Genomic DNA, 17782 nt, shown 5'->3' with positions numbered 1-17782 from the left:
CATGAGCGATCAGCAGTACCAGCCGTACGACGAGCCGTATCCGCGCTTCGACCAGTACGGGCAGCCGGTCCAGCAGTACCAGCAGCAGTACGACGCGTACCAGCAGCAGCACCCGCAGCACCAGCAGTACGACCAGTACGGGCAGCCGCTCCAGCACCAGCCGGTCCAGCACCAGCAGCCCCCGCAGCAGCAGTTCCCGCACGATCCGTCGTACCAGGAGCAGCAGCAGTACACGCAGACGTGGGAGGGCCAGACCTGGGACACCCAGTACCAGCCCACGATCCAGCCGCAGCCCGTGCAGCAGCAGCCGGTCCAGCAGTCCATGCAGCCGCAGTCCATGCAGTCTCAGCCCGTGCAGCAGCAGTACGCGCAGGCGTATGCGCAGCCCGCCGCCGCCGACACCGCGTATCTGCCGCCGCAGACCGGGTCCGTGCCGCTGCCGCCGGAGGCGTCGGCGTACGAACCGGCGCCCGCCGAGCCCGCCCCGGCCGACGGCCCCGCCTACAGCCCGCCCACCACCGTCGGCAACACCCGGGTCACCGACGCCCAGCGGGCCCGCGCCGAGGGGCGCTCGCCGATCATCGCGCCCGGGATGCAGCCCGCCGCGCTCACCGCCGTCCTCGGCCTGCTGCTCGCGGCCGCGTCCGGCATCGGGCAGTACGCGCTGGTGGTGCCGCTGGTGCTGCTCCAGGCCGTCACGGCCGCGGGCTGGTTCCGGCTCAACGGGATGTGGCCCGCCCGGCAGGGCATCGCGCTCGCCTTCCTGGGCGGTCTGGTCGCGGACGCGGCGCTGCTCGCCGTCGGCGACGAGCACGCGCCCGCGGCGATCCTGGGCACGCTCGGGGTGTGGGTGCTGCTGACGCTGGTGCTCCAGCTGCGCAGCCATGCGGACCCGGACGAGCGGATGTACGGCCTGATGGCGACGGTTGCCTCGGCGTCGCTCACGATCCTGGCCGCCGGCTGCCTCGCGGCGATCCCGCACGCGGTGGCGGTGGGCGCGGCCGCGGTGGCCGTCGCCGTCCCGGCCCGCGCGCTGCCGCTGCCGGGGCCGGTCTCCGTGGTGGTCTCGCTGCTCGCCGCGGCGGGCGCGGGGATCGTGGTCGGACAGCTGACGGACGTGGGTGCCCCGGGCGCGCTGCTCGGGCTCGCGGCCGGGGTGTGCGCGCTGATCGGGCTGCGGGTGGCCAGTTATGACTACCCGTCGCGTTTCGTGCACATGACGGCCGGAGTGGCGCTGCCGCTCACCGCGGCTGTTCCCGCTTTGTATCTGATCGGTCGAGTGATCGGGTAATTCCGGAGGTTAGGCTCGCAGCGTCAACGACCAGTGTGGGGGGACTCGTACGCAATGCGCGCACTTCGGATATGGCTCATCGTCGCGGTGGTTCTCGGCGGCCTCTTCGTCGCCGCGGACCGCATCGCGGTGAACGTCGTCGAGTCCAAGGTGGCCGACAAGATCAAGGCCAGTCAGGGCCTGCGGGAGACCCCTGACGTCTCGATCTCCGGCTTCCCCTTCCTCACCCAGGCGATGGGCAAGGAGTTCGACGAGGTCGACGTGAAGCTGGGCGGGGTCACCGCCACGGCGGACGGCCACTCGGTCAACGTCACCGAGGTCCGCGCCAAGCTGCACGACGTGAAGGTCGACAGCAGCTACTCGTCCGCGACGGCGGTACGGGCGGACGGCTCGGCCCGTATCTCCTACGCCGACCTCACCAAGTCCGCGCCCAAGGGCGCCAAGGTCGGCTACGCCGGGCCCGAGCGGGCCGCCAAGGGTCAGGTCCAGGTGACCGGGCAGCTCACCGACCTGCTGGAGGGCGCGGGTGTCCAGGTCCCCGCGAGCCTCAAGGTGCTGCTCGCGGGGCGCACGGTCAGTGCGTACAGCACGGTGACGACGGACGGCGGCGCGACCGTCAAGGTGCGCTCCTCGGAGCTGCCGAAGCTGCCGGTGCCGGGGTTCGACGAGAAGCTCCGTAAGGCCGTCGACTACGACCTGAAGATCGAGGGGCTTCCTCGGGGGATCAAGCTCGACAAGGTGACGGCTGTGTCGGACGGGCTACGGTTCTCTGGGACCGGGTCGAACGTCTCCCTCGCGGGTTGATTCGCTGGGTGCGCCGTTTTCGCCTGCGGGCCGGTGGGGGCTGAGCGCGCGGTTCCCCGCGCCCCTAAAGACCGGGGGCTGAGCTGAGTACTCCGGCTGCGGCGGACTACCCAGGGGCGCGGGGAACTGCGCGAGCAACCGGCCACCGGCCCGCAGACGAACACCGGGCGCGACCAGCCCCCACCGGCCCGCAGGCGGAGAACCCCGGGACCGGCCGGTAACCGGATGCTGAGACGACAGTGTCCGCTGGGCAGATAGCCCCCGGGCAGAGGCGTCCCCGGCACCGACGAAACGCGCCCCGGACCCCTCCTCGTCCCACCATCCGGATGATCGTGTCTCAAAATGCGACACACCGGTGACATGGCAGCCCGTCCGTCCCTACGATCGGACGCATGCAGAGCTATTCGAGCGTCCTCCGGCCGCGGGGACAGGCGGATCTCACGAAGCGGCGGGCAGTCGACCTGTGCCGCGTCGCCGCCATGCTCTGTCGCCACGTCTGAGCGGGACCCGCCCCTCTCTGCGAAGAGACGGCAACTCCCGTGTTCCCCGGGCCCTTTGACCGTGTTCAGGGCCACCCCCGTGCCGAAGCAGCGCCGTGCCCGCTCGCGCGGCGAGCGCACCCGCACCCCGCACCACCCGCCGCACCTGCCCCGGAGGAGAACCGCATGAGCCGCAGCGACGTCCTGGTAGACGCCGACTGGGTCGAGGCCCACATCGACGACCCGAAGGTCGCCATCGTCGAGGTCGACGAGGACACCTCGGCGTACGAGAAGAACCACATCAAGAACGCGATCCGGATCGACTGGACCAAGGACCTCCAGGACCCGGTCCGCCGTGACTTCATCGACCAGGAGGGCTTCGAGAAGCTCCTGTCGGCGAAGGGCATCGCGAACGACACCACCGTCGTCCTGTACGGCGGCAACAACAACTGGTTCGCCTCGTACGCCTACTGGTACTTCAAGCTGTACGGCCACGACAGCGTCAAGCTGCTCGACGGCGGTCGCAAGAAGTGGGAGCTGGACTCGCGCGACCTGGTCGACGGCTCGCAGGTGCCCGCCCGCCCGGCCACGGAGTACAAGGCCAAGCCGCAGAACACCGCGATCCGCGCCTTCCGCGACGACGTGGTGGCGGCCATCGGCGCCCAGAACCTGGTCGACGTGCGCTCCCCCGACGAGTTCAGCGGCAAGCTGCTCGCCCCGGCCCACCTCCCGCAGGAGCAGTCGCAGCGCCCGGGCCACGTCCCGTCCGCGCGCAACATCCCGTGGTCGAAGAACGCCAACGACGACGGCACCTTCAAGTCGGACGACGCCCTGAAGGAGCTGTACGCGGCGGAGCAGGTCGATCTGGCCAAGGACACCATCGCGTACTGCCGCATCGGCGAGCGCTCGGCCCTGACGTGGTTCGTGCTGCACGAGCTGCTCGGCGTCGAGAACGTCAAGAACTACGACGGCTCGTGGACCGAGTACGGCTCCCTCGTCGGCGTGCCGATCGAGCTCGGCGCCAACAAGTAACCCCGCACAGCCCCCAGACCGTAAACCGTTAGGAAGAACCATGTGTGGAGCGAAGGCAGGCGGCCCCGACGCCTCGACGATCAAGCCCGGTGAGACCACGATCCAGGGCCAGGTGACGAAGGACGGCGAGCCGGTGGTCGGCTACGTCCGTCTGCTGGACTCGACCGGTGAGTTCACCGCCGAGGTCCCGACCTCGGCGACCGGCCAGTTCCGCTTCTACGCGGCCGAGGGCACGTGGACCGTCCGGGCGCTGGTCCCGGGCGGCACGGCGGACCGCACGGTGGTCGCCCAGACGGGCGGCCTGGCGGAGGTCGCGATCGCCGTCTGAGGCGCGCGCGCACCGAAGTACTGGCCGGAGGGCCGCACCCCAGGGGGTTGGACGCTTACCTGGACCGGGTGCGGCCCTCCGTGCCGTTCTCGGGCGGCGGATACGGTCGTACGCTGGACTTATGTTGGCTCGGCGCCGGCGCGAGTACTTCTGGCTGATGGGCGGATGCCTGGTCCTGTTCGTGTCCGCCTGGGGATTCGTGCGGCTGTGGTCGGTCCCGGCCGCGGTCGCCATGTGCGTGGTCGCGATGGTGATCCCGCCGGTCGCGGCGATGGTGGCGAACCGGCGGGGCCCGGACGACCGCTGGTGGGACGACCCGTCCGGGGACCCGAAGTCGGACGAGTGGTGGGACGAGCTCGACGGCAAGAAGAAGTACTGAGCGCCGCCCCGCCGGACCGGCGCTAGTACACCAGCGCCTGCGTCTCCTCCGCCATCGCCTCCTGGACGAACACCTGCGCCCCCGCGATCCGCGCGCCCTCGATCAGGTCCTTCTCGGTGATGTCGCGGCGGGCCGCGCACTGCGTGCACACCGTGATCGTGCCGCCGCCCGCCAGGATCCCGCCGATCAGGTCCGGCAGCGGAGCCGCGTGCGGGAGCTCGAACTCGGCGGCCCGGCCCGGCAGCGCGAACCACGACGACTCGCCGGTCAGCCAGAGCGAGACCTCGATCCCGCTGGCGACGGCGACCGCCGCCACGGTGAACGCCTGCGAACACCGCTCGGGGGCGTCGGCCCCGGCGGTCACCTTGAGTACGAGCTTTTTGGCCATATCCCGAACTGTAATGCGCACCCGCACAACCCCTCCCGAGGACGGCGAGTCAGTTCTGTGCACGGGTGATCGGGCCCGTACGGAGGTCTCGTGGGGGGACCCTTTTGGATACGGCATACACATCGGACACGTCGGATACGACGGACGCATCGGATGCGACGGCGGCGGCGGTGCGGCGGCGCGGGCGGACGCCGCTGCTGATCGCGGGGGGCGCCGTGCTCGGCGTGGTGGCCGGGCTGTGCGCCGGTTACACCGTTCAGGCGGGCCGGGCGCCGACCCCGTTGCCGCCGCTCTCGCAGCCCGTACTCGCACAGGCGAAGGGCAAGGCGCCCGCGCCGCTCTCCGCCGCCCGGGACCGCAAGGCCGCGACCGACGGCGATCTGCGGAACATGCTGCTGAAGAGGCCCGCCGGGGCGTCGGACGTCGAGCGACCGGCGGGCAGCGACGGCTGGCTGCCCATGTCCGACTACGCGGAGTACTTCACCAGACCGGACGCGGAGTTCAGGACCCTGCTGAGCGAGGAGTTCCGGCGCGCGGCCGTGGCGGAGTGGCGGGAGGGGAGCCTCGTCGTGACGATCCGGCTCGTCCAGTTCCGGGACGAGCGCGTGGTCGCGTCGCAGGAGGCCCTGGATGGCGCCGAGCGGTGGGCGGCCGAGGAGAGCGGCCACACCACGGCGATCAGCGGTTCGGGCAACGGGCGCGTCTACACCGGCGGCGGCCTCGACTCCGGCGGACGGCACCGGGCGGAGGCCTTCGCGCGGCGCGGGAACGTCTCCATGGAGCTGTGGCTCGACAGCGACGAGCCGATCGCGGCGCGCACGGCACTGGACCTGGCACAGCGGCAGTGGGAGCGGATGTGAGCGGGAGAAGGCGTGGTGTCGCCCTTGCCGTGGGAGGGGCGCTGTTCGTGCTGGTCGCGGGGGGAGTCGGGGCCACCGCCGTCGTCGTGGACCGGGCCGACCGTGCGCCCGGCGCGCCGGACTGGGCCCTTCCGGCGAGCGGCCGCAAGACCGCCGATGCCGATGCCCCTGCCCAGGCCGGGAATCCCGTCTCGGAGCTCGGGCGGATGCTGATCCCGTACGGCACCGACGGGTACAGCCGGGGCCCCGACATCGACGGCTTCGGCGCCGACGCCGATCTGACCGGCGATCAGGTGGTGGCGCTGCGCAAGGAGTCCCTGCGCGGCCTGCCCGCCGACGAGCGGCGGAAGCTGGAGAAGGGGGGCGGGAAGGAGCGCATCAAGGGCATGGCGATGCGCAGCTACAGCAGCACCGACGACGCGCCCGCCTCGAACGCCGCCGCCGCTTCCGCCTTCACGGTCCAGATCGCGCTCTCCCGGATGGAGAACAGCCGGACCGTGCGCCGGACCTCCGAGTTCCGCGTGGCGCTCCTCGACTCCGTGGGCGTCATGCGCAAGGGCCCCGAGGTCAAGGGCCACAAGGACGCCCGGTGCTTCCTGGGCCCCGACGAGAAGGACGAGAAGCTCGACATGATGGTCTGTTCGGCCTACCGGGGCGAGGTCCTGGTGGACGTCGTCGCCGAGAGCCCCAAGCCGATGAACGCCAAGGGCGTCGCCCTGCTGCTGAGCGAGCAGCTGGACCGGATCGGCGCGTCCGGGGAGTCGGTGTGACCGAGCCGACCACCGAGCAGCCGCGGGCCACCGCGGACGAGCAGCCGGAGCCGCGGCCCACCGCCGATGAGCGGCCCGTCCCCCAGCCGGACGCGCCGGAAGCCCCGGCCCCGCCCCGCCGCCGCACCCGCGCCCCACTGCGCTGGAGCGCCGCTGTCCTCGCCTTCCTCTCCTTCGGCGCCGGCACCGCGTACGCCGTCGTGGACCGCACCCGTACCGACCTGCCCGGCCTGGCCACCGAGTCGGACGGGCGCTGGCGGTATCCGGAGATCGCGCTGCCGCCGCTGCCGCCGGGCGCGCCCCGGCCGCTGGTGGCGTCCAACACCGGGCAGAACCACTACGCCGATCTGCGCGCCCTGGTGCTGCCCGCCCCCGAGGGGGCGGTGGTGGACCCGGCGCTGAAGGGCGACGACGGCTGGCTGGCGACCTCCGTGTTCCTCGAGCAGTACGAGAAGGAGGACCGGGCGGCTTTCGGCCAGTCGCTCGTCGACAACGGGCTGCGCCACATCGCCGCCCGCGGCTGGACCATGCCCGACGGCACCCGGAGCAGGATCTTCCTGCTCCAGTTCGACACCCACGCACTGGCCGAGCGGGTGCAGTCGAAGGACGTCACCCGCTACAGCACGCCGTACCACGCGCTCCTCGGCGCGCACTACGCCGAGCTGGACACGTCCTTCCCGCTGGAGGCCCAGGTCGAGGGCACCTCGCGGTACCCGTACAACGAGGTCGAGCCGTACGGCCCGGAGCAGCTGCGGCAGGCGTACGTGCTGGCCGGGGACGTCCTCGCGGTGGTCGTCCAGTCCCGTTCCGGCTCCGCCCCCGCCGTCCCCTTCCAGCAGACGGTGATGCTCCAGAACGAGCTGCTGGGCTGACCGGCGCGGCCCGATGAGGTGCGCCGCGCCGCCCGGCGGCGCACCTCACAGAGAAGGCCGTGGCTCAACCCATTAGGCTGGGGTACGGCCCTTTACTGCCCACACGCTCATCCGAGGAGCACCCCGTGCTTGAGGCTTTCTTCGAAACCCTGCTGGTCCTGGTCTGCGTCGGTGTCCTCGCCTTCGCCGGTCTGGCCGTGAAGAAGCTGTACCAGGGCCAGCGCTGAACCGCGCCCCAGCCGCAGACGTAACGAAAGACTGATCGAAGCCTCATGATCGAGATCCCGTCCGACCTGAACCCGGACCTCGTCCCCCTCGCCTTCCTCCTCGGCACGTGGGAGGGCGCGGGTGTCACCGACTTCCCGGGCGCCGAGAAGGCCAATTTCGGCCAGTCCGTCACCTTCAGCCACGACGGCCGGGACTTCCTGGAGTACGTGTCGCACTCCTGGATCCTCGACGCCGAGGGCAACAAGGTGAAGCCGCTGGAGAGCGAGTCCGGCTTCTGGCGCATCGACAAGGACCGTAAGGTCGAGGTCGTCATGGTCCGTGACCAGGGCGTCGTCGAGATCTGGTACGGCGAGCTCGCCGACCAGAAGCCGCAGATCGACCTGGTGACGGACGCCGTGGCGCGCACCGCCGCCTCCGGTCCGTACACCGGCGGCAAGCGTCTTTACGGATACGTGAAGAGCGACCTGATGTGGGTCGGCGAGAAGGCCACCCCCGAGGTCGAGCTCCGGCCGTACATGTCCGCCCACCTCAAGAAGGTCGTCACGCCCGAGGAGGTCGCGGCGATGGCCCGGGGCCTGGGTGACCTGCCGGACGACGGGATCGCCTTCTTCAAGTAGGAGATCCGCCGGGAGGAGATCCGTTTCGGAGAGATCCGTTCGCGGAGCCGGTAATCCCGGGGTGGCTCCTACACTGGGCGTGTGGTGACCACCGACTGGCAGAGCGACCTCCGCAAGCGCGGGTACCGGCTGACCCCCCAGCGCCAGCTCGTGCTGGAGGCCGTCGACGTACTGGAACACGCGACGCCCGACGACATCCTCACCGAGGTGAGGAAGACGGCGGGCGGCGTGAACATCTCCACCGTGTACCGGACCCTGGAGCTCCTGGAGGAGCTGGGTCTGGTCTCGCACGCCCATCTGGGCCACGGCGCCCCGACGTACCACCTGGCGGACCGCCATCACCACATCCATCTGGTCTGCCGGGACTGTACGTCGGTGATCGAGGCGGACGTGGAGGTGGCGGCGGAGTTCACCGCCAAGCTCTGCTCGACGTTCGGCTTCACGACGGACATGAAGCACTTCGCGATCTTCGGCCAGTGCGAGAAGTGCGCCAAGAACGCGTCGGGCAACGCCTCCACCGATGCTCCGAGCGGCGAGTCGTAGGCTTACCGCATGAAGAGCCCTCTGCTGTCCCTGCCCGGCGCCGTCCCCGCCGAGGGGCCCGACGACGGTGTCGCCGCGCACTACGGCGACCTGTTCCGTGAGCAGCGCGCCCTCGCCGACGGCAGCGGCCTCGTCGACCTCTCGCACCGCGGTGTCGTCACCGTCACCGGCGACGACCGGCTGAGCTGGCTGCACCTGCTGCTCACCCAGCACGTCAGCGACCTGCCGGCGGGCCTCGCGACCGAGGCGCTGATCCTCTCCGCGCACGGGCACATCGAGCACGCGCTCTATCTCGTCGACGACGGTACGACGGTGTGGGCGCACGTCGAGCCCGGTACGCAGGACGACCTCATCGCGTACCTGGAGTCGATGAAGTTCTTCTACCGCGTCGAAGTCGCCGACCGCACCGCGGACTTCGCGGTGGTGCACCTGCCCGCCGGGTCGATCGCCGAGGTGCCCTCGGGCACGGTGGTCCGGGAGGCCTCGCACGGGCGGGACCTGTTCCTGCCGCGTGCGGAGCTGGAGGCGTTCGCCGCCGCGCACGGGCCCGCGATCGGGATCCTGGCGTACGAGGCGCTGCGGGTCGAGGCGCACCGGCCCCGGCTCGGCCTGGAGACCGACCACCGCACCATCCCGCACGAGCTGGGCTGGATCGGCACCGCCGTGCACCTCCAGAAGGGCTGCTACCGGGGCCAGGAGACGGTCGCGCGCGTCCACAACCTGGGGAAGCCGCCGCGTCGGCTGGTCTTCCTGCACCTGGACGGCAGCGAGGTGCTGCTGCCGGCGCACGGGACGCCGCTGCGGGTGGCGGCGGACGGCGACGAGGGCCGCCAGATCGGCTTCATCACGACGTCGGCCCGCCACCACGAGCTGGGCCCGATCGCGCTGGCGCTGGTGAAGCGGAACGTGCCGGTGGACGCGGAGCTGCTGGCGGGCAACACGGCCGCCGCGCAGGAGGTCGTGGTCGAGCCGTAGCCCGCGGCGGGCTGTGCGCGGTTGTCCACCCGAGGCCCGCGGCGGCGGCCGGGAGTGCCGCCCCGGGGAGCTACACCTCCACCAGCACCGTGAACGGCCCGTGGTTGGTCAGCGTCACCCTCATGTCCGCGCCAAAGCGGCCCGTCTCCACCGTCGCGCCCAGCGCCCTCAGCCGGGCCACCACCTCGTCCACCAGGGGCTCGGCCACCTCGCCGGGGGCCGCCGCGTTCCAGGTGGGGCGGCGGCCCTTGCGGGCGTCGCCGTAGAGGGTGAACTGGGAGATCACCAACAGCGGGGCGTTCACGTCCGAGCAGGACTTCTCGCCGTCCAGGATCCGTACCGACCACAGCTTCCTGGCCAGCTGCGCCGCCTTCTCGGGGGTGTCCCCGTGGGTGACCCCGACCAGGACGCACAGGCCCTCGCCGGTGATCTCGCCGACCGTCTCGCCCGCCACGACGACGCTCGCGCCGTCCACCCGCTGTACCACCGCTCGCATGGGATCCAACCTATTCCACGCACCAATCCGGTCCCACCGGGGCCGAACGGGTGGTGTGTGTCTGCATATGCACCACCGGGAGTGGCACGATGCTGACAGGCGGTGCGCCCCATCCCGCACCGGTCGAGGGGACGGTAAGACTCATGAGCACTCCTGGCGCCGGGCAGCACCCGCCCGGCCCCGTTTCGCTGACCCGGACGAGCCCGTCGGCCGCGCGGGCGGCCGCCCCGCGACCGCCCGCGCAGCGTGCCGGTGACCATCTGCCCGTACCGGAGGACCCCGACCTGACCGCGCTGCGGCTGCCGGAGCTGCGGACGCTGCGGCGCCAGTCGCAGAGCGACGAGGCCGACCTCAGCTATGTGCGGCGGCTGCTGCACGGCCGCATCGACATCCTGCGGGCCGAGCTGGCGCGGCGCACCGGGCCGCACACGCCCGTCGTGGAGCGGCTCTCCGAGATCCTGGCGGACGCGCCCTCCTCGCACCGGGCCTCCGCCCGCCATGTCACGCTCTCCACGCCGCGCAGCGCCGAGTACCGGCGGCTGGCGGCCGAGATGGACGCGGAGGTCCAGCTCTCCGACCTCGACGCCCGTACGGACGAGGAGCTGCACACCGCGATGGGCCGGCTGATCCGCTACGAGCAGCAGGTCTCGCGGCGCCGCCAGCACCTCCAGCGGACGGCCGACGATTGCAGCGCGGAGATCGCCCGCAGGTACCGTGAAGGGGAAGCACAAGTAGACGACCTGCTCATCTGACCGACGATTCTGACCGACGATTCCAAGGTCACCGGGCGGTCCAGTCCGGAAGGCCCCAGTCATGACCCCCTCCATACCCCCGGTCCTCGCCGAAGTCGTACGTTCCGGTTTCGTCGAGGGCCATCATCGGGGCTCGCTGGTGGTGCTGGCGGCCGACGGCAGCGTGGAGCTGGCGCTCGGCGACCCGGCCGCGCCCGTCTTCCCGCGCTCCAGCAACAAGCCCATGCAGGCCGCCGCCGTGCTGCGGGCCGGGCTCGACCTCTCCGGTGAGCGCCTCGCGCTCGCCGCCGCCAGCCACTCGGGCGAGGGCTTCCACCTCGACCTGGTGCGCAAGATGCTCGCCGAGCACGGGCTGACCCTGGACGACCTCCAGACCCCGCCCGACCTGCCGCTGGACCCGGCCGAGGCCGAGACGTACCTGGCGGCGGGACACGTCCGCGACCGGGTCACCATGAACTGCTCCGGCAAGCACACGGCCATGCTCGCCGCCTGCCGCCTCAACGGCTGGGACGAGGCCACCTATCTGGACCCGGCGCACCCGCTCCAGCGCCTGGTGCACGAGGGCGTGGAGGCGGCGGCGGGCGAGCCGGTGACGACGGTCGGCACGGACGGCTGCGGCGCGCCCCTGATGGCGATCAGCCTGACCGGCCTGGCCCGCGCCTTCCGTACGTTCGTGCTCGCCGAGCTCGGCACGCCGGAGCGCCGGGTGGCGGACGCGATGCGCGCGCACCCCGAGTACGTGGCGGGCACCCGCCGCCCCGACACCTGGCTGATGCGCGAGGTGCCCGGGACGCTGTCGAAGATGGGCGCGGAGGCGGTGCAGGCGGTGGCGCTGGCGGACGGCCGCGCGCTCGCCTTCAAGGTCGACGACGGCGCCGCGCGCGCCCTCGGCCCGGTCCTGGCCCGCGCGCTGCGGCTGCTCGGCGTGGACGCGCCGGTGGTCGACCGCATCGGCAGCGCGCCGCTGCTGGGCGGGGCGGAGCGGGTGGGGGAGATCCGGGCGGCGTTCTGAGGACGGGCGCGGGGAGGCGTGGGCGGGGCCCGGAAATTCGGGCGACAGCCGGGCGGGGGCCTGCCTAGCGTGGCGGGATGAGCCCGAGCCGCCGAGCAGCAGCCGCCCCCACTTCCGCCTCCGCCTCCGCCTCCCTCGACATCCGTACCGTCTCCGACGCCGAACTGGCCGACTGGATGAAGGCCGTCAGCACCGGCTTCCTGCGGCCGCCGGTGGTGAGCGAGAACGACTTGGAGGCCCGCCGGGCCAACACCGATCTGGCCCGTACGCAGGGCGTGTTCGACAACGGGCGCTGTGTGGCGACCTTCCGCTCCTTCGCCCAGGAGCTGACCGTGGTGGGCGGCGCGGCCATCCCCACCAGCGCGGTCACCAACGTCACGGTCTCCCCGACGCACCGCCGGCGCGGCCTGCTCAGCAGGATGATGGCGAACGACCTGGCGGCGGCGAAGGAGCGCGGCGAGGTGGCGGCGACGCTGATCGCCGCCGAGTACCCGATCTACGGGCGGTACGGGTTCGGCCCCGCCACCTGGACCGCCGAGTGGGAGGTCGACACGGGCCGGTCGGGCCTGGACCCGCGCTGGTCGGGCCCGGAGGACGGCGGCCGCATCGACCTGGCCGACGCCGAGGACGTACGCAAGCTGGGCCCCGAACTCTTCGAGCGCTTCCGGGCCGGGCAGCCGGGCGCGGTGAGCCGTGACGCGCGCTGGTGGGACCTGCGCACGGGCGCGGCCCGGCGGGACGACCAGCCGTGGACCGAGCCGTTCTGGGCGGTGTACCGCTCGGCGGCGGGCGAGGTGGAGGGCCTGGCGTCGTACCACGCGGACGAGAAGTGGACGGACGCCAAGCAGCCGCTGAACACGGCGACGGTGCTCGGGCTGCTGGGGCTGACCCCGGCCGCCGAGCGCGCGCTGTGGCACTTCGTCTGCTCGGTCGACTGGATAACCAAGGTCCGCACGGGCCACCGCGCCCCCGACGACCTGCTCCCGCTGCTCCTCCCGGACCCGCGCGCGGCCCGGATGGTGACGCACGCGGACTTCCTGTGGCTGCGGGTGCTCGATGTCGTACGGGCCCTTGAGGCGCGTACGTACGCGTCCTCGGGCACCCTCGTCCTGGAGATCACGGACGCGTCCGGCCTGGCGTCGGGCCGCTACCGCCTGGACGCGGACCCGTCGGGCGCGACCTGCGCCCCCACGACTTCTTCTCCGGATCTTGCGCTGGACGTACGGGAGTTGGGGACGCTGTACCTGGGAGACGAGTCGGCGGTGCGACTGGCCGCGCTGGGCCTGGCCGCCGAGGAGACGGCGGGGGCAGCGGCCCGGGCGGACGCCCTCTTGCGGACGCCGCGGCGGGCCTGGTGCCCGGACGTGTTCTGAGGGCGGGCGAGGTGAGGGCGCTCATTTGTCCGCCTGCGGGAGGAGCGCGGCCAGGATCGCGGCCGCGCCGATGACGGTGAAGGTGTTCTCGTGGGTCTGGACGCCGACTGACAGCACCACGACCCCCACGGTACCGATGGCCCCGAGCTTGTGGTGGACCAGCTTCTCGGAGGCGACGAGGGCTAAGGCGACGATGAGCGCGATCAGTGGCATGGAGTCCCTCCCCGTGGAACTTCACCAAGTTGGCGGACAACTTGGTGAAGTTGTCCCGCTAACTCAAGACTCATAAACCAACTCACGAACAACTCCCCCTTGCTGTCGGATAGTTGTAGCGTTCAGATGTGACTTCGCAACCTGATGAGGTGACGGACGGCGGGGGCGCCAGGCGCACCCCCGACGACGTGGCGGCCTCCCTGCGGGCCCGGATCCGCGCGGGCGAGCTCAAGGTCGGCGCCAAACTGCCCACCCAGGCCTGGCTGGTGGAGCACTACGGCGTGGAGCGGACGGTGGTGCGCCAGGCCCTCCAGCAGCTGCACGCCGAGGGCCTGATCACCGAGGGCCGCAAGGGCGCCCCCGCGAAGATCGCCAGCGCGGTCCCGGCCGCGTCCCGCCCCTCGGACGAGGAACCGAAGCGCACGGCGGCGGTCCTCAGCCCCCGGGTGGCGGAGGCGTTCCGCGCGAAGGAGGTCCGGATCGACGCGGTGTGCCTGACGACGGAGACGCTGAATCTGGCGCTGGGGGAGCCGTTGGGGGCGATCCATGCGGGGCTGTTCCGGCCGGAGTCGGTGCATGTGCGGGTGCTGCTGCCGGACCGGAACATCAATCTCGCCTTCCCCCGGCCCGTCCACCGCTCGGCGGACGGCGACCGGCTGGTCCACGAACGGTGGCTGAGCCAGCGCAACACCCAGGGCCTTGTCCTGCGGGACAACCTGGAGGCGCTGCGCCTCATCAAGGGGGCGAACGGCGAGGAGATCGACATCCGCATCGAGTTCCAGGCACTGCCGCTGACCTCGCCGATCAAGCTGTATCTGCTCAACGGCTCCGAGGCGCTCTTCGGCTACTACGACATCGTCGAGCGCGAGCAGGGGATCGCCGACAGGTCGGTGGAGATCTACGACTCGCTGGGTTACGAGTCGATGCTGTTCCAGTACCTGCGCGGCGGCGGGTCGCGGGACGCGGCGTTCGTGGAACGGTCGCAACGGTGGTTCGACAACCTCTGGGTCACCATCACCACCAGTCTCAACCTGGGTGGTTGAGGAATGGGGAGTCGCGGCGCCGGGGCAGCATGGGAGGCGGGGCGACGCTATTCTGCCTTCTCCTCGACGGATGGAGCGATGTGGGCTACCCGCGTGATCTCCTCAATGCTGCGAATTGCGTCATCTTCGACTTCGACGGGCCGGTGTGCGATCTCTTCGCGGAATACACGGCGTCCGATGTGGTGAAGGATCTGCACACCTGGCTGGAGAAGGACCTCGAAGTGGCTGTCCCGCCAGGGAAGTTCGCGGACGACCCCCTCGGATATCTCGGACTGGTCGAGCAGAGCCATCCGGGCGACCCCTGTGTGGAAGGGCTGGAGAAACGTCTCACCGAGCAGGAGGAGCGGGCCGCCGAGTCCGCTCGACCGACGGACTGCGCGGCTGAATTGATATGCGAGCTGGTGGCCGTACGGGTCCGGCTCGGCATTGCCACGAACAATTCGGCCGCAGCGGCCGTCGCGTATCTCAGACGGATGCGTCTGGACGGAAGTTTCGGCACGCATGTGCACGGCCGGGGGCAGGACATTGCCAAGCTGAAGCCGGACCCGGACTCGCTGTCGCGCGTCCTCGACTCGACCGGCTCCAAGCCGGAGGAGTCCGTCATGATCGGGGACTCCAGCAACGATCTGATAGCCGCCGACCGGCTCGGGGTGACGTTCATTGCATACGCGCCAGAATCGAAGAAAAGCCGCATATCGAGCGAACGAATACATGAACGCCGATGGTATGGCCGAATGCCGGTCGTGACGTCGCTCAGTGAGCTTTTGGGCAGGTGAGAGCGTCGAGGAGGCAGGGCGGAGAGGTTTCGGGCGACACCGGCGGTGCGACACCGACGGTGTAAACAGCCGGATCTGCCTATTCCGGGCCCGGTTGCCGATAGGGTCCCGCTCCAGATCCTCCGCTCCCGCGGCACCTGTCCCGCGCCGCACCTCGAAGGCTCGACTTGATGGCACCCGAAACGGCGTCCACGGCCCGCGAGGTCGCGGTCAAGCTCAGCCGCGACGGTGACCGGGGCGTGTACGGGCCGCTCCAGGGACACCACCACGAGGCGTACGCGATCGTCCTTCCGTCGGGGAATCCGCTGGGTGAGGGATATGCGCGGGGAAAGCTGCGGATGCGGCGGGAAGGTCTGCTCTGGTTCGACCGGCGTACCTTCGCTTCCGAGGACGAGTTGCTGATGGCACTGAGGGGCCGTGTCTCGCGTATTCCGGAATGCGCCGAATTCATGGCGGGGCTGTTCCTTCAGGGTTTCGTCGAGGGCCGGACGCTCCGGGAGGGGCGATTCGGGCTCGGCCGTATGTCGGAGCGCCATGTCGGTCAACTGGGGAAATTATTCGGGGAGATGGCTGCCGTCAAGCCCGGTGAGCTGACCCTGGAAACGCTTTCCGGGGATCCTCCCTGGCTGTCGGTCCAGGACGGTGACACCCCCGGCTTCCTCCGCGGGATGATCGACTTCACTCAGGACGAGGTCTACGAGAAGAACCGCGGGGAGTTCGGTTCGCTATTCGACAGGCTGGGTGTTTCGGCCACTTCGTTGAATGGACTCCGGGAACGGGCCGAGACGCTGGCCGAGCGGCCGTTCTCCCTTGTGCACGGGGATCTGCACCGGCGGAATCTGATCGTCGACTCGCGGGGCGACCTCTGGTTCATCGACTGGGAACTCGCCATGATCGGGGACCCGTTGTACGACCTGGCGACCCATCTGCACCTGATGAACTACCCGGAGTGTGACGCACGCCGGGTCAAGGAGGTGTGGCGGCGGGCGGTCGAGGCCGCGCGCCCCAGGGCCTCGAACGGGTGGGAGCGGGACCTGCCTCACCTGCTCGCGTTCAAGCAGGCGCAGTCCGTCTACACCGACATCATCCGTACGGCCGTGGGGCTGCTGGTTGGCGCGGGGGCGCTGGCGCTGGTGGCGGGGGCCGCGACCGGGCCGGGCCCCGGCCGACTGCGTCTGGCCCGGGCCGCCCGGAAGGTCCAGCGGGTCCTGGCCATGGCGAAGGACGCACTCGGGCTGCGCGGGGTGCCTACGCGGCGGGAGATTCGGGAGGCATACGGGGAGTGGTTGCGGGGGCGGAGGGGGTAGGGGCGGCCCGGGGTTCGTCTGCGGGCCGGTGGTGGGCTGGTCGCGCAGTTCCTCGCGCCCCTGGAAGCACCCCTTCCGGGGCGCCCAGGGGATTGCCGCGTCAGCGGCACTTAAGGGGCGCGGGGAACTGCGCGCTCAGCCGCATACGGTCTGCGGACGAAGGCGGGTTCAGGGGCGCGGGGAACTGCGCGACCAGCCACCACCCACCCGCAGACGAATAGCGGCCTACACACTCAACAACACCTTCCCCACCACCCCCCGCCCCTCAATAACCGCATGAGCCTCCCCCGCCCGCTCCAGCGGATACACCGCCCCGACGACCGGCCGCAGGCGGCCCGCTGCTGCCTCCTCCAGAGCCCGGGCCGCCAGGGACACCCGCTGCGCAGGGGGGATCTGGACATCGGCGATGCCCAGGACCGTGATCGAGCGGCGGCCGGCCTCCTCCAGAGGCACCGCCGCGAACCCGTCGCCCGTCGGCGCGCCGTGGGCCGAGAAGCGGCCGCCGGGTGCGGTCAGGGGGAACGCCGCCGACCCCACGGCGCCGCCCACCCCGTCCAGGACCACATCCGCACCCCCGCCCAGCGCCTCCGCGGCGCGCCGGGGCCAGTCGGGAAGCTCCGCGTCCACCACCTCGTGGGCGCCCAACTCCCGTACCAGGAAAAGTTTTTCCGCGCCGCGCGCCAGCGCCACCACCCGCGCCCCCCGCGACCGCGCCAGCTGCACCAGCAGCGTGCCCATTCCCCCCGACGCCCCCGTGATCAGGACCGTCTCGCCCGCCTTCAGGGCCGTGAGGTCCAGCAGGGCCAGTGCGGTCACGCCGTCGTGGACCAGGGCGGCCGCCTCGCGCAGGCCGACGCCGTCGGGGACCGGGACCAGGTGGTCGACGGGGACGGCGGCCAGCGAGGCGTAGCTGCCGGGGTCCACCGCGGCGATCACCCGGCGGCCCGACCACACCGCCGGGTCGACCTCCGCGCCGGTGGAGGTCACCGTGCCGGAGACCCCGCCGCCGGGCACGTACGGCGGCCGTACGTCGAAGTACTCCCCGAACGCGCCCGCCCGTATCTGCGTCTGCACGAACAGCGTGTCGATGTGGTCGACCGCGATCACCACCTCGTCGGGCCCGGCCACCGGGTCCGGCAGCTCCGCCGGAACCAGTACCTCCGGGCCGCCGAACCTCTCCACCTGAGCCACGCGCATGCCGGTCACCCATCCAGTTGTCAGTCGAAGTCTGTGATCGCAGTCTT

General features: G+C 71.3%; 22 protein-coding genes. 18 read left to right on the top strand and 4 right to left on the bottom strand.

From position 1 onward, the window contains the following. The first annotated feature begins 1 nt into the window (after position 1). From BX283_RS20205 to BX283_RS20185, 6 genes are all read left to right on the top strand, one after another. Positions 2–1291: a hypothetical protein gene (locus tag BX283_RS20205; RefSeq protein ID WP_101388968.1), complete on the top strand. Its 1290-nt coding sequence runs from the start codon at positions 2–4 to the stop codon at positions 1289–1291. A gap of 54 nt (positions 1292–1345) precedes the next feature. After that, a complete protein-coding gene (locus tag BX283_RS20200; RefSeq protein WP_101388967.1) occupies positions 1346–2095 on the top strand; it encodes a DUF2993 domain-containing protein in 750 nt (249 codons plus the stop codon). 392 nt (positions 2096–2487) lie between these two features. After that, a complete protein-coding gene (locus tag BX283_RS42465; RefSeq protein ID WP_373979218.1) occupies positions 2488–2595 on the top strand; it encodes a putative leader peptide in 108 nt (35 codons plus the stop codon). Positions 2596–2760: 165 nt separating this feature from the next. Next, positions 2761–3606, top strand: coding sequence for a sulfurtransferase (locus BX283_RS20195; RefSeq protein ID WP_101388966.1), 846 nt, complete (start codon positions 2761–2763; stop codon positions 3604–3606). A 40-nt stretch (positions 3607–3646) separates the two neighbouring features. Next, positions 3647–3934 carry a DUF1416 domain-containing protein gene (locus BX283_RS20190; RefSeq protein ID WP_033324392.1) on the top strand — a complete coding sequence of 96 codons (288 nt, stop codon included), beginning with the start codon at positions 3647–3649 and terminating at the stop codon, positions 3932–3934. A gap of 121 nt (positions 3935–4055) precedes the next feature. Then, positions 4056–4313, top strand: a complete 258-nt coding sequence (locus tag BX283_RS20185) for a DUF3099 domain-containing protein (RefSeq protein ID WP_101388965.1) — start codon at positions 4056–4058, stop codon at positions 4311–4313. A 22-nt stretch (positions 4314–4335) separates the two neighbouring features. On the opposite strand, the gene BX283_RS20180 is transcribed toward BX283_RS20185, so the two are convergent. After that, positions 4336–4701, bottom strand: a complete 366-nt coding sequence (locus BX283_RS20180) for a DsrE family protein (RefSeq protein WP_101388964.1) — start codon at positions 4699–4701, stop codon at positions 4336–4338. A gap of 104 nt (positions 4702–4805) precedes the next feature. Between BX283_RS20180 and BX283_RS20175 the strand changes: the two genes are divergently transcribed. The 6 genes from BX283_RS20175 (at position 4806) to BX283_RS20145 (ending at position 9566) form a co-directional block, all read left to right on the top strand. Then, on the top strand, positions 4806–5561 hold the full coding sequence (locus BX283_RS20175) for a hypothetical protein (RefSeq protein WP_257583227.1): 756 nt from the start codon (positions 4806–4808) through the stop codon (positions 5559–5561). Then, positions 5558–6331 carry a hypothetical protein gene (locus tag BX283_RS20170; RefSeq protein ID WP_257583225.1) on the top strand — a complete coding sequence of 258 codons (774 nt, stop codon included), beginning with the start codon at positions 5558–5560 and terminating at the stop codon, positions 6329–6331. The genes BX283_RS20175 and BX283_RS20170 overlap by 4 nt, the downstream gene beginning before the upstream one ends. Beyond that, entirely contained in the window at positions 6328–7203 is an 876-nt protein-coding gene (locus BX283_RS20165; RefSeq protein ID WP_101388961.1) for a hypothetical protein, read from the top strand. The genes BX283_RS20170 and BX283_RS20165 overlap by 4 nt, the downstream gene beginning before the upstream one ends. Before the next feature lie 272 nt (positions 7204–7475). Further along, the gene (locus BX283_RS20155; RefSeq protein WP_101388959.1) at positions 7476–8048 is read left to right on the top strand and encodes an FABP family protein; all 573 of its coding nucleotides are present in this window, start codon (positions 7476–7478) and stop codon (positions 8046–8048) included. A gap of 81 nt (positions 8049–8129) precedes the next feature. Further along, positions 8130–8591, top strand: coding sequence for a Fur family transcriptional regulator (locus BX283_RS20150; RefSeq protein ID WP_101388958.1), 462 nt, complete (start codon positions 8130–8132; stop codon positions 8589–8591). Positions 8592–8600: 9 nt separating this feature from the next. Then, on the top strand, positions 8601–9566 hold the full coding sequence (locus tag BX283_RS20145) for a folate-binding protein YgfZ (RefSeq protein WP_101388957.1): 966 nt from the start codon (positions 8601–8603) through the stop codon (positions 9564–9566). Positions 9567–9636: 70 nt separating this feature from the next. Here BX283_RS20145 and dtd read toward each other — a convergent pair whose 3' ends face one another. Beyond that, on the bottom strand, positions 9637–10062 hold the full coding sequence (dtd, locus tag BX283_RS20140; RefSeq protein ID WP_101388956.1) for a D-aminoacyl-tRNA deacylase: 426 nt from the start codon (positions 10060–10062) through the stop codon (positions 9637–9639). Between the two features lie 143 nt (positions 10063–10205). Here dtd and BX283_RS20135 point away from each other — a divergent pair, with 143 nt between their 5' ends. From BX283_RS20135 to BX283_RS20125, 3 genes are all read left to right on the top strand, one after another. Further along, positions 10206–10814, top strand: coding sequence for an ABC transporter substrate-binding protein (locus BX283_RS20135; protein WP_101388955.1), 609 nt, complete (start codon positions 10206–10208; stop codon positions 10812–10814). A 61-nt stretch (positions 10815–10875) separates the two neighbouring features. Next, positions 10876–11826, top strand: a complete 951-nt coding sequence (locus tag BX283_RS20130; RefSeq protein WP_101388954.1) for an asparaginase — start codon at positions 10876–10878, stop codon at positions 11824–11826. Between the two features lie 77 nt (positions 11827–11903). Continuing rightward, positions 11904–13199, top strand: coding sequence for a GNAT family N-acetyltransferase (locus BX283_RS20125; RefSeq protein WP_101388953.1), 1296 nt, complete (start codon positions 11904–11906; stop codon positions 13197–13199). A gap of 21 nt (positions 13200–13220) precedes the next feature. Here the strand turns inward: BX283_RS20125 and BX283_RS20120 are convergent, their stop codons facing one another. Continuing rightward, positions 13221–13412: a hypothetical protein gene (locus tag BX283_RS20120; protein ID WP_101388952.1), complete on the bottom strand. Its 192-nt coding sequence runs from the start codon at positions 13410–13412 to the stop codon at positions 13221–13223. A 128-nt stretch (positions 13413–13540) separates the two neighbouring features. On the opposite strand from BX283_RS20120, the gene BX283_RS20115 reads away from it, so the two are divergent. The 3 genes from BX283_RS20115 to BX283_RS20105 all read left to right on the top strand — a co-directional run bounded on the left by BX283_RS20115 (position 13541) and on the right by BX283_RS20105 (position 16538). Continuing rightward, complete coding sequence (locus tag BX283_RS20115) at positions 13541–14455, top strand: GntR family transcriptional regulator (RefSeq protein ID WP_257583218.1); 915 nt, start codon at positions 13541–13543, stop codon at positions 14453–14455. An 80-nt stretch (positions 14456–14535) separates the two neighbouring features. After that, positions 14536–15231, top strand: coding sequence for an HAD family hydrolase (locus BX283_RS20110; protein ID WP_180357203.1), 696 nt, complete (start codon positions 14536–14538; stop codon positions 15229–15231). A 170-nt stretch (positions 15232–15401) separates the two neighbouring features. Continuing rightward, positions 15402–16538, top strand: coding sequence for an aminoglycoside phosphotransferase family protein (locus BX283_RS20105; RefSeq protein ID WP_101388949.1), 1137 nt, complete (start codon positions 15402–15404; stop codon positions 16536–16538). Positions 16539–16763: 225 nt separating this feature from the next. Here BX283_RS20105 and BX283_RS20095 read toward each other — a convergent pair whose 3' ends face one another. Next, entirely contained in the window at positions 16764–17735 is a 972-nt protein-coding gene (locus BX283_RS20095; protein ID WP_101388947.1) for a zinc-binding dehydrogenase, read from the bottom strand. Between the last annotated feature and the right edge of the window lie 47 nt (positions 17736–17782).

This window comes from Streptomyces sp. TLI_146 (assembly GCF_002846415.1).
Taxonomy (GTDB): domain Bacteria; phylum Actinomycetota; class Actinomycetes; order Streptomycetales; family Streptomycetaceae; genus Streptomyces.
Note: the sequence above shows the minus strand (reverse complement) of the source record. Positions and strands in the feature narration are given on the sequence as shown.

Coding starts and splice junctions, on each gene's coding strand:
- BX283_RS20125 (WP_101388953.1), top strand. CDS start 11,904: ATGAGCCCGAGCCGCCGAGCAGCAGCCGCCCCCACTTCCGCCTCCGCC.
- BX283_RS20105 (WP_101388949.1), top strand. CDS start 15,402: ATGGCACCCGAAACGGCGTCCACGGCCCGCGAGGTCGCGGTCAAGCTC.
- BX283_RS42465 (WP_373979218.1), top strand. CDS start 2,488: ATGCAGAGCTATTCGAGCGTCCTCCGGCCGCGGGGACAGGCGGATCTC.
- BX283_RS20130 (WP_101388954.1), top strand. CDS start 10,876: ATGACCCCCTCCATACCCCCGGTCCTCGCCGAAGTCGTACGTTCCGGT.
- BX283_RS20120 (WP_101388952.1), bottom strand. CDS start 13,412: ATGCCACTGATCGCGCTCATCGTCGCCTTAGCCCTCGTCGCCTCCGAG.
- BX283_RS20095 (WP_101388947.1), bottom strand. CDS start 17,735: ATGCGCGTGGCTCAGGTGGAGAGGTTCGGCGGCCCGGAGGTACTGGTT.
- BX283_RS20195 (WP_101388966.1), top strand. CDS start 2,761: ATGAGCCGCAGCGACGTCCTGGTAGACGCCGACTGGGTCGAGGCCCAC.
- BX283_RS20135 (WP_101388955.1), top strand. CDS start 10,206: ATGAGCACTCCTGGCGCCGGGCAGCACCCGCCCGGCCCCGTTTCGCTG.
- BX283_RS20180 (WP_101388964.1), bottom strand. CDS start 4,701: ATGGCCAAAAAGCTCGTACTCAAGGTGACCGCCGGGGCCGACGCCCCC.
- BX283_RS20185 (WP_101388965.1), top strand. CDS start 4,056: ATGTTGGCTCGGCGCCGGCGCGAGTACTTCTGGCTGATGGGCGGATGC.
- BX283_RS20205 (WP_101388968.1), top strand. CDS start 2: ATGAGCGATCAGCAGTACCAGCCGTACGACGAGCCGTATCCGCGCTTC.
- BX283_RS20155 (WP_101388959.1), top strand. CDS start 7,476: ATGATCGAGATCCCGTCCGACCTGAACCCGGACCTCGTCCCCCTCGCC.
- BX283_RS20200 (WP_101388967.1), top strand. CDS start 1,346: ATGCGCGCACTTCGGATATGGCTCATCGTCGCGGTGGTTCTCGGCGGC.
- BX283_RS20190 (WP_033324392.1), top strand. CDS start 3,647: ATGTGTGGAGCGAAGGCAGGCGGCCCCGACGCCTCGACGATCAAGCCC.
- BX283_RS20145 (WP_101388957.1), top strand. CDS start 8,601: ATGAAGAGCCCTCTGCTGTCCCTGCCCGGCGCCGTCCCCGCCGAGGGG.
- dtd (WP_101388956.1), bottom strand. CDS start 10,062: ATGCGAGCGGTGGTACAGCGGGTGGACGGCGCGAGCGTCGTCGTGGCG.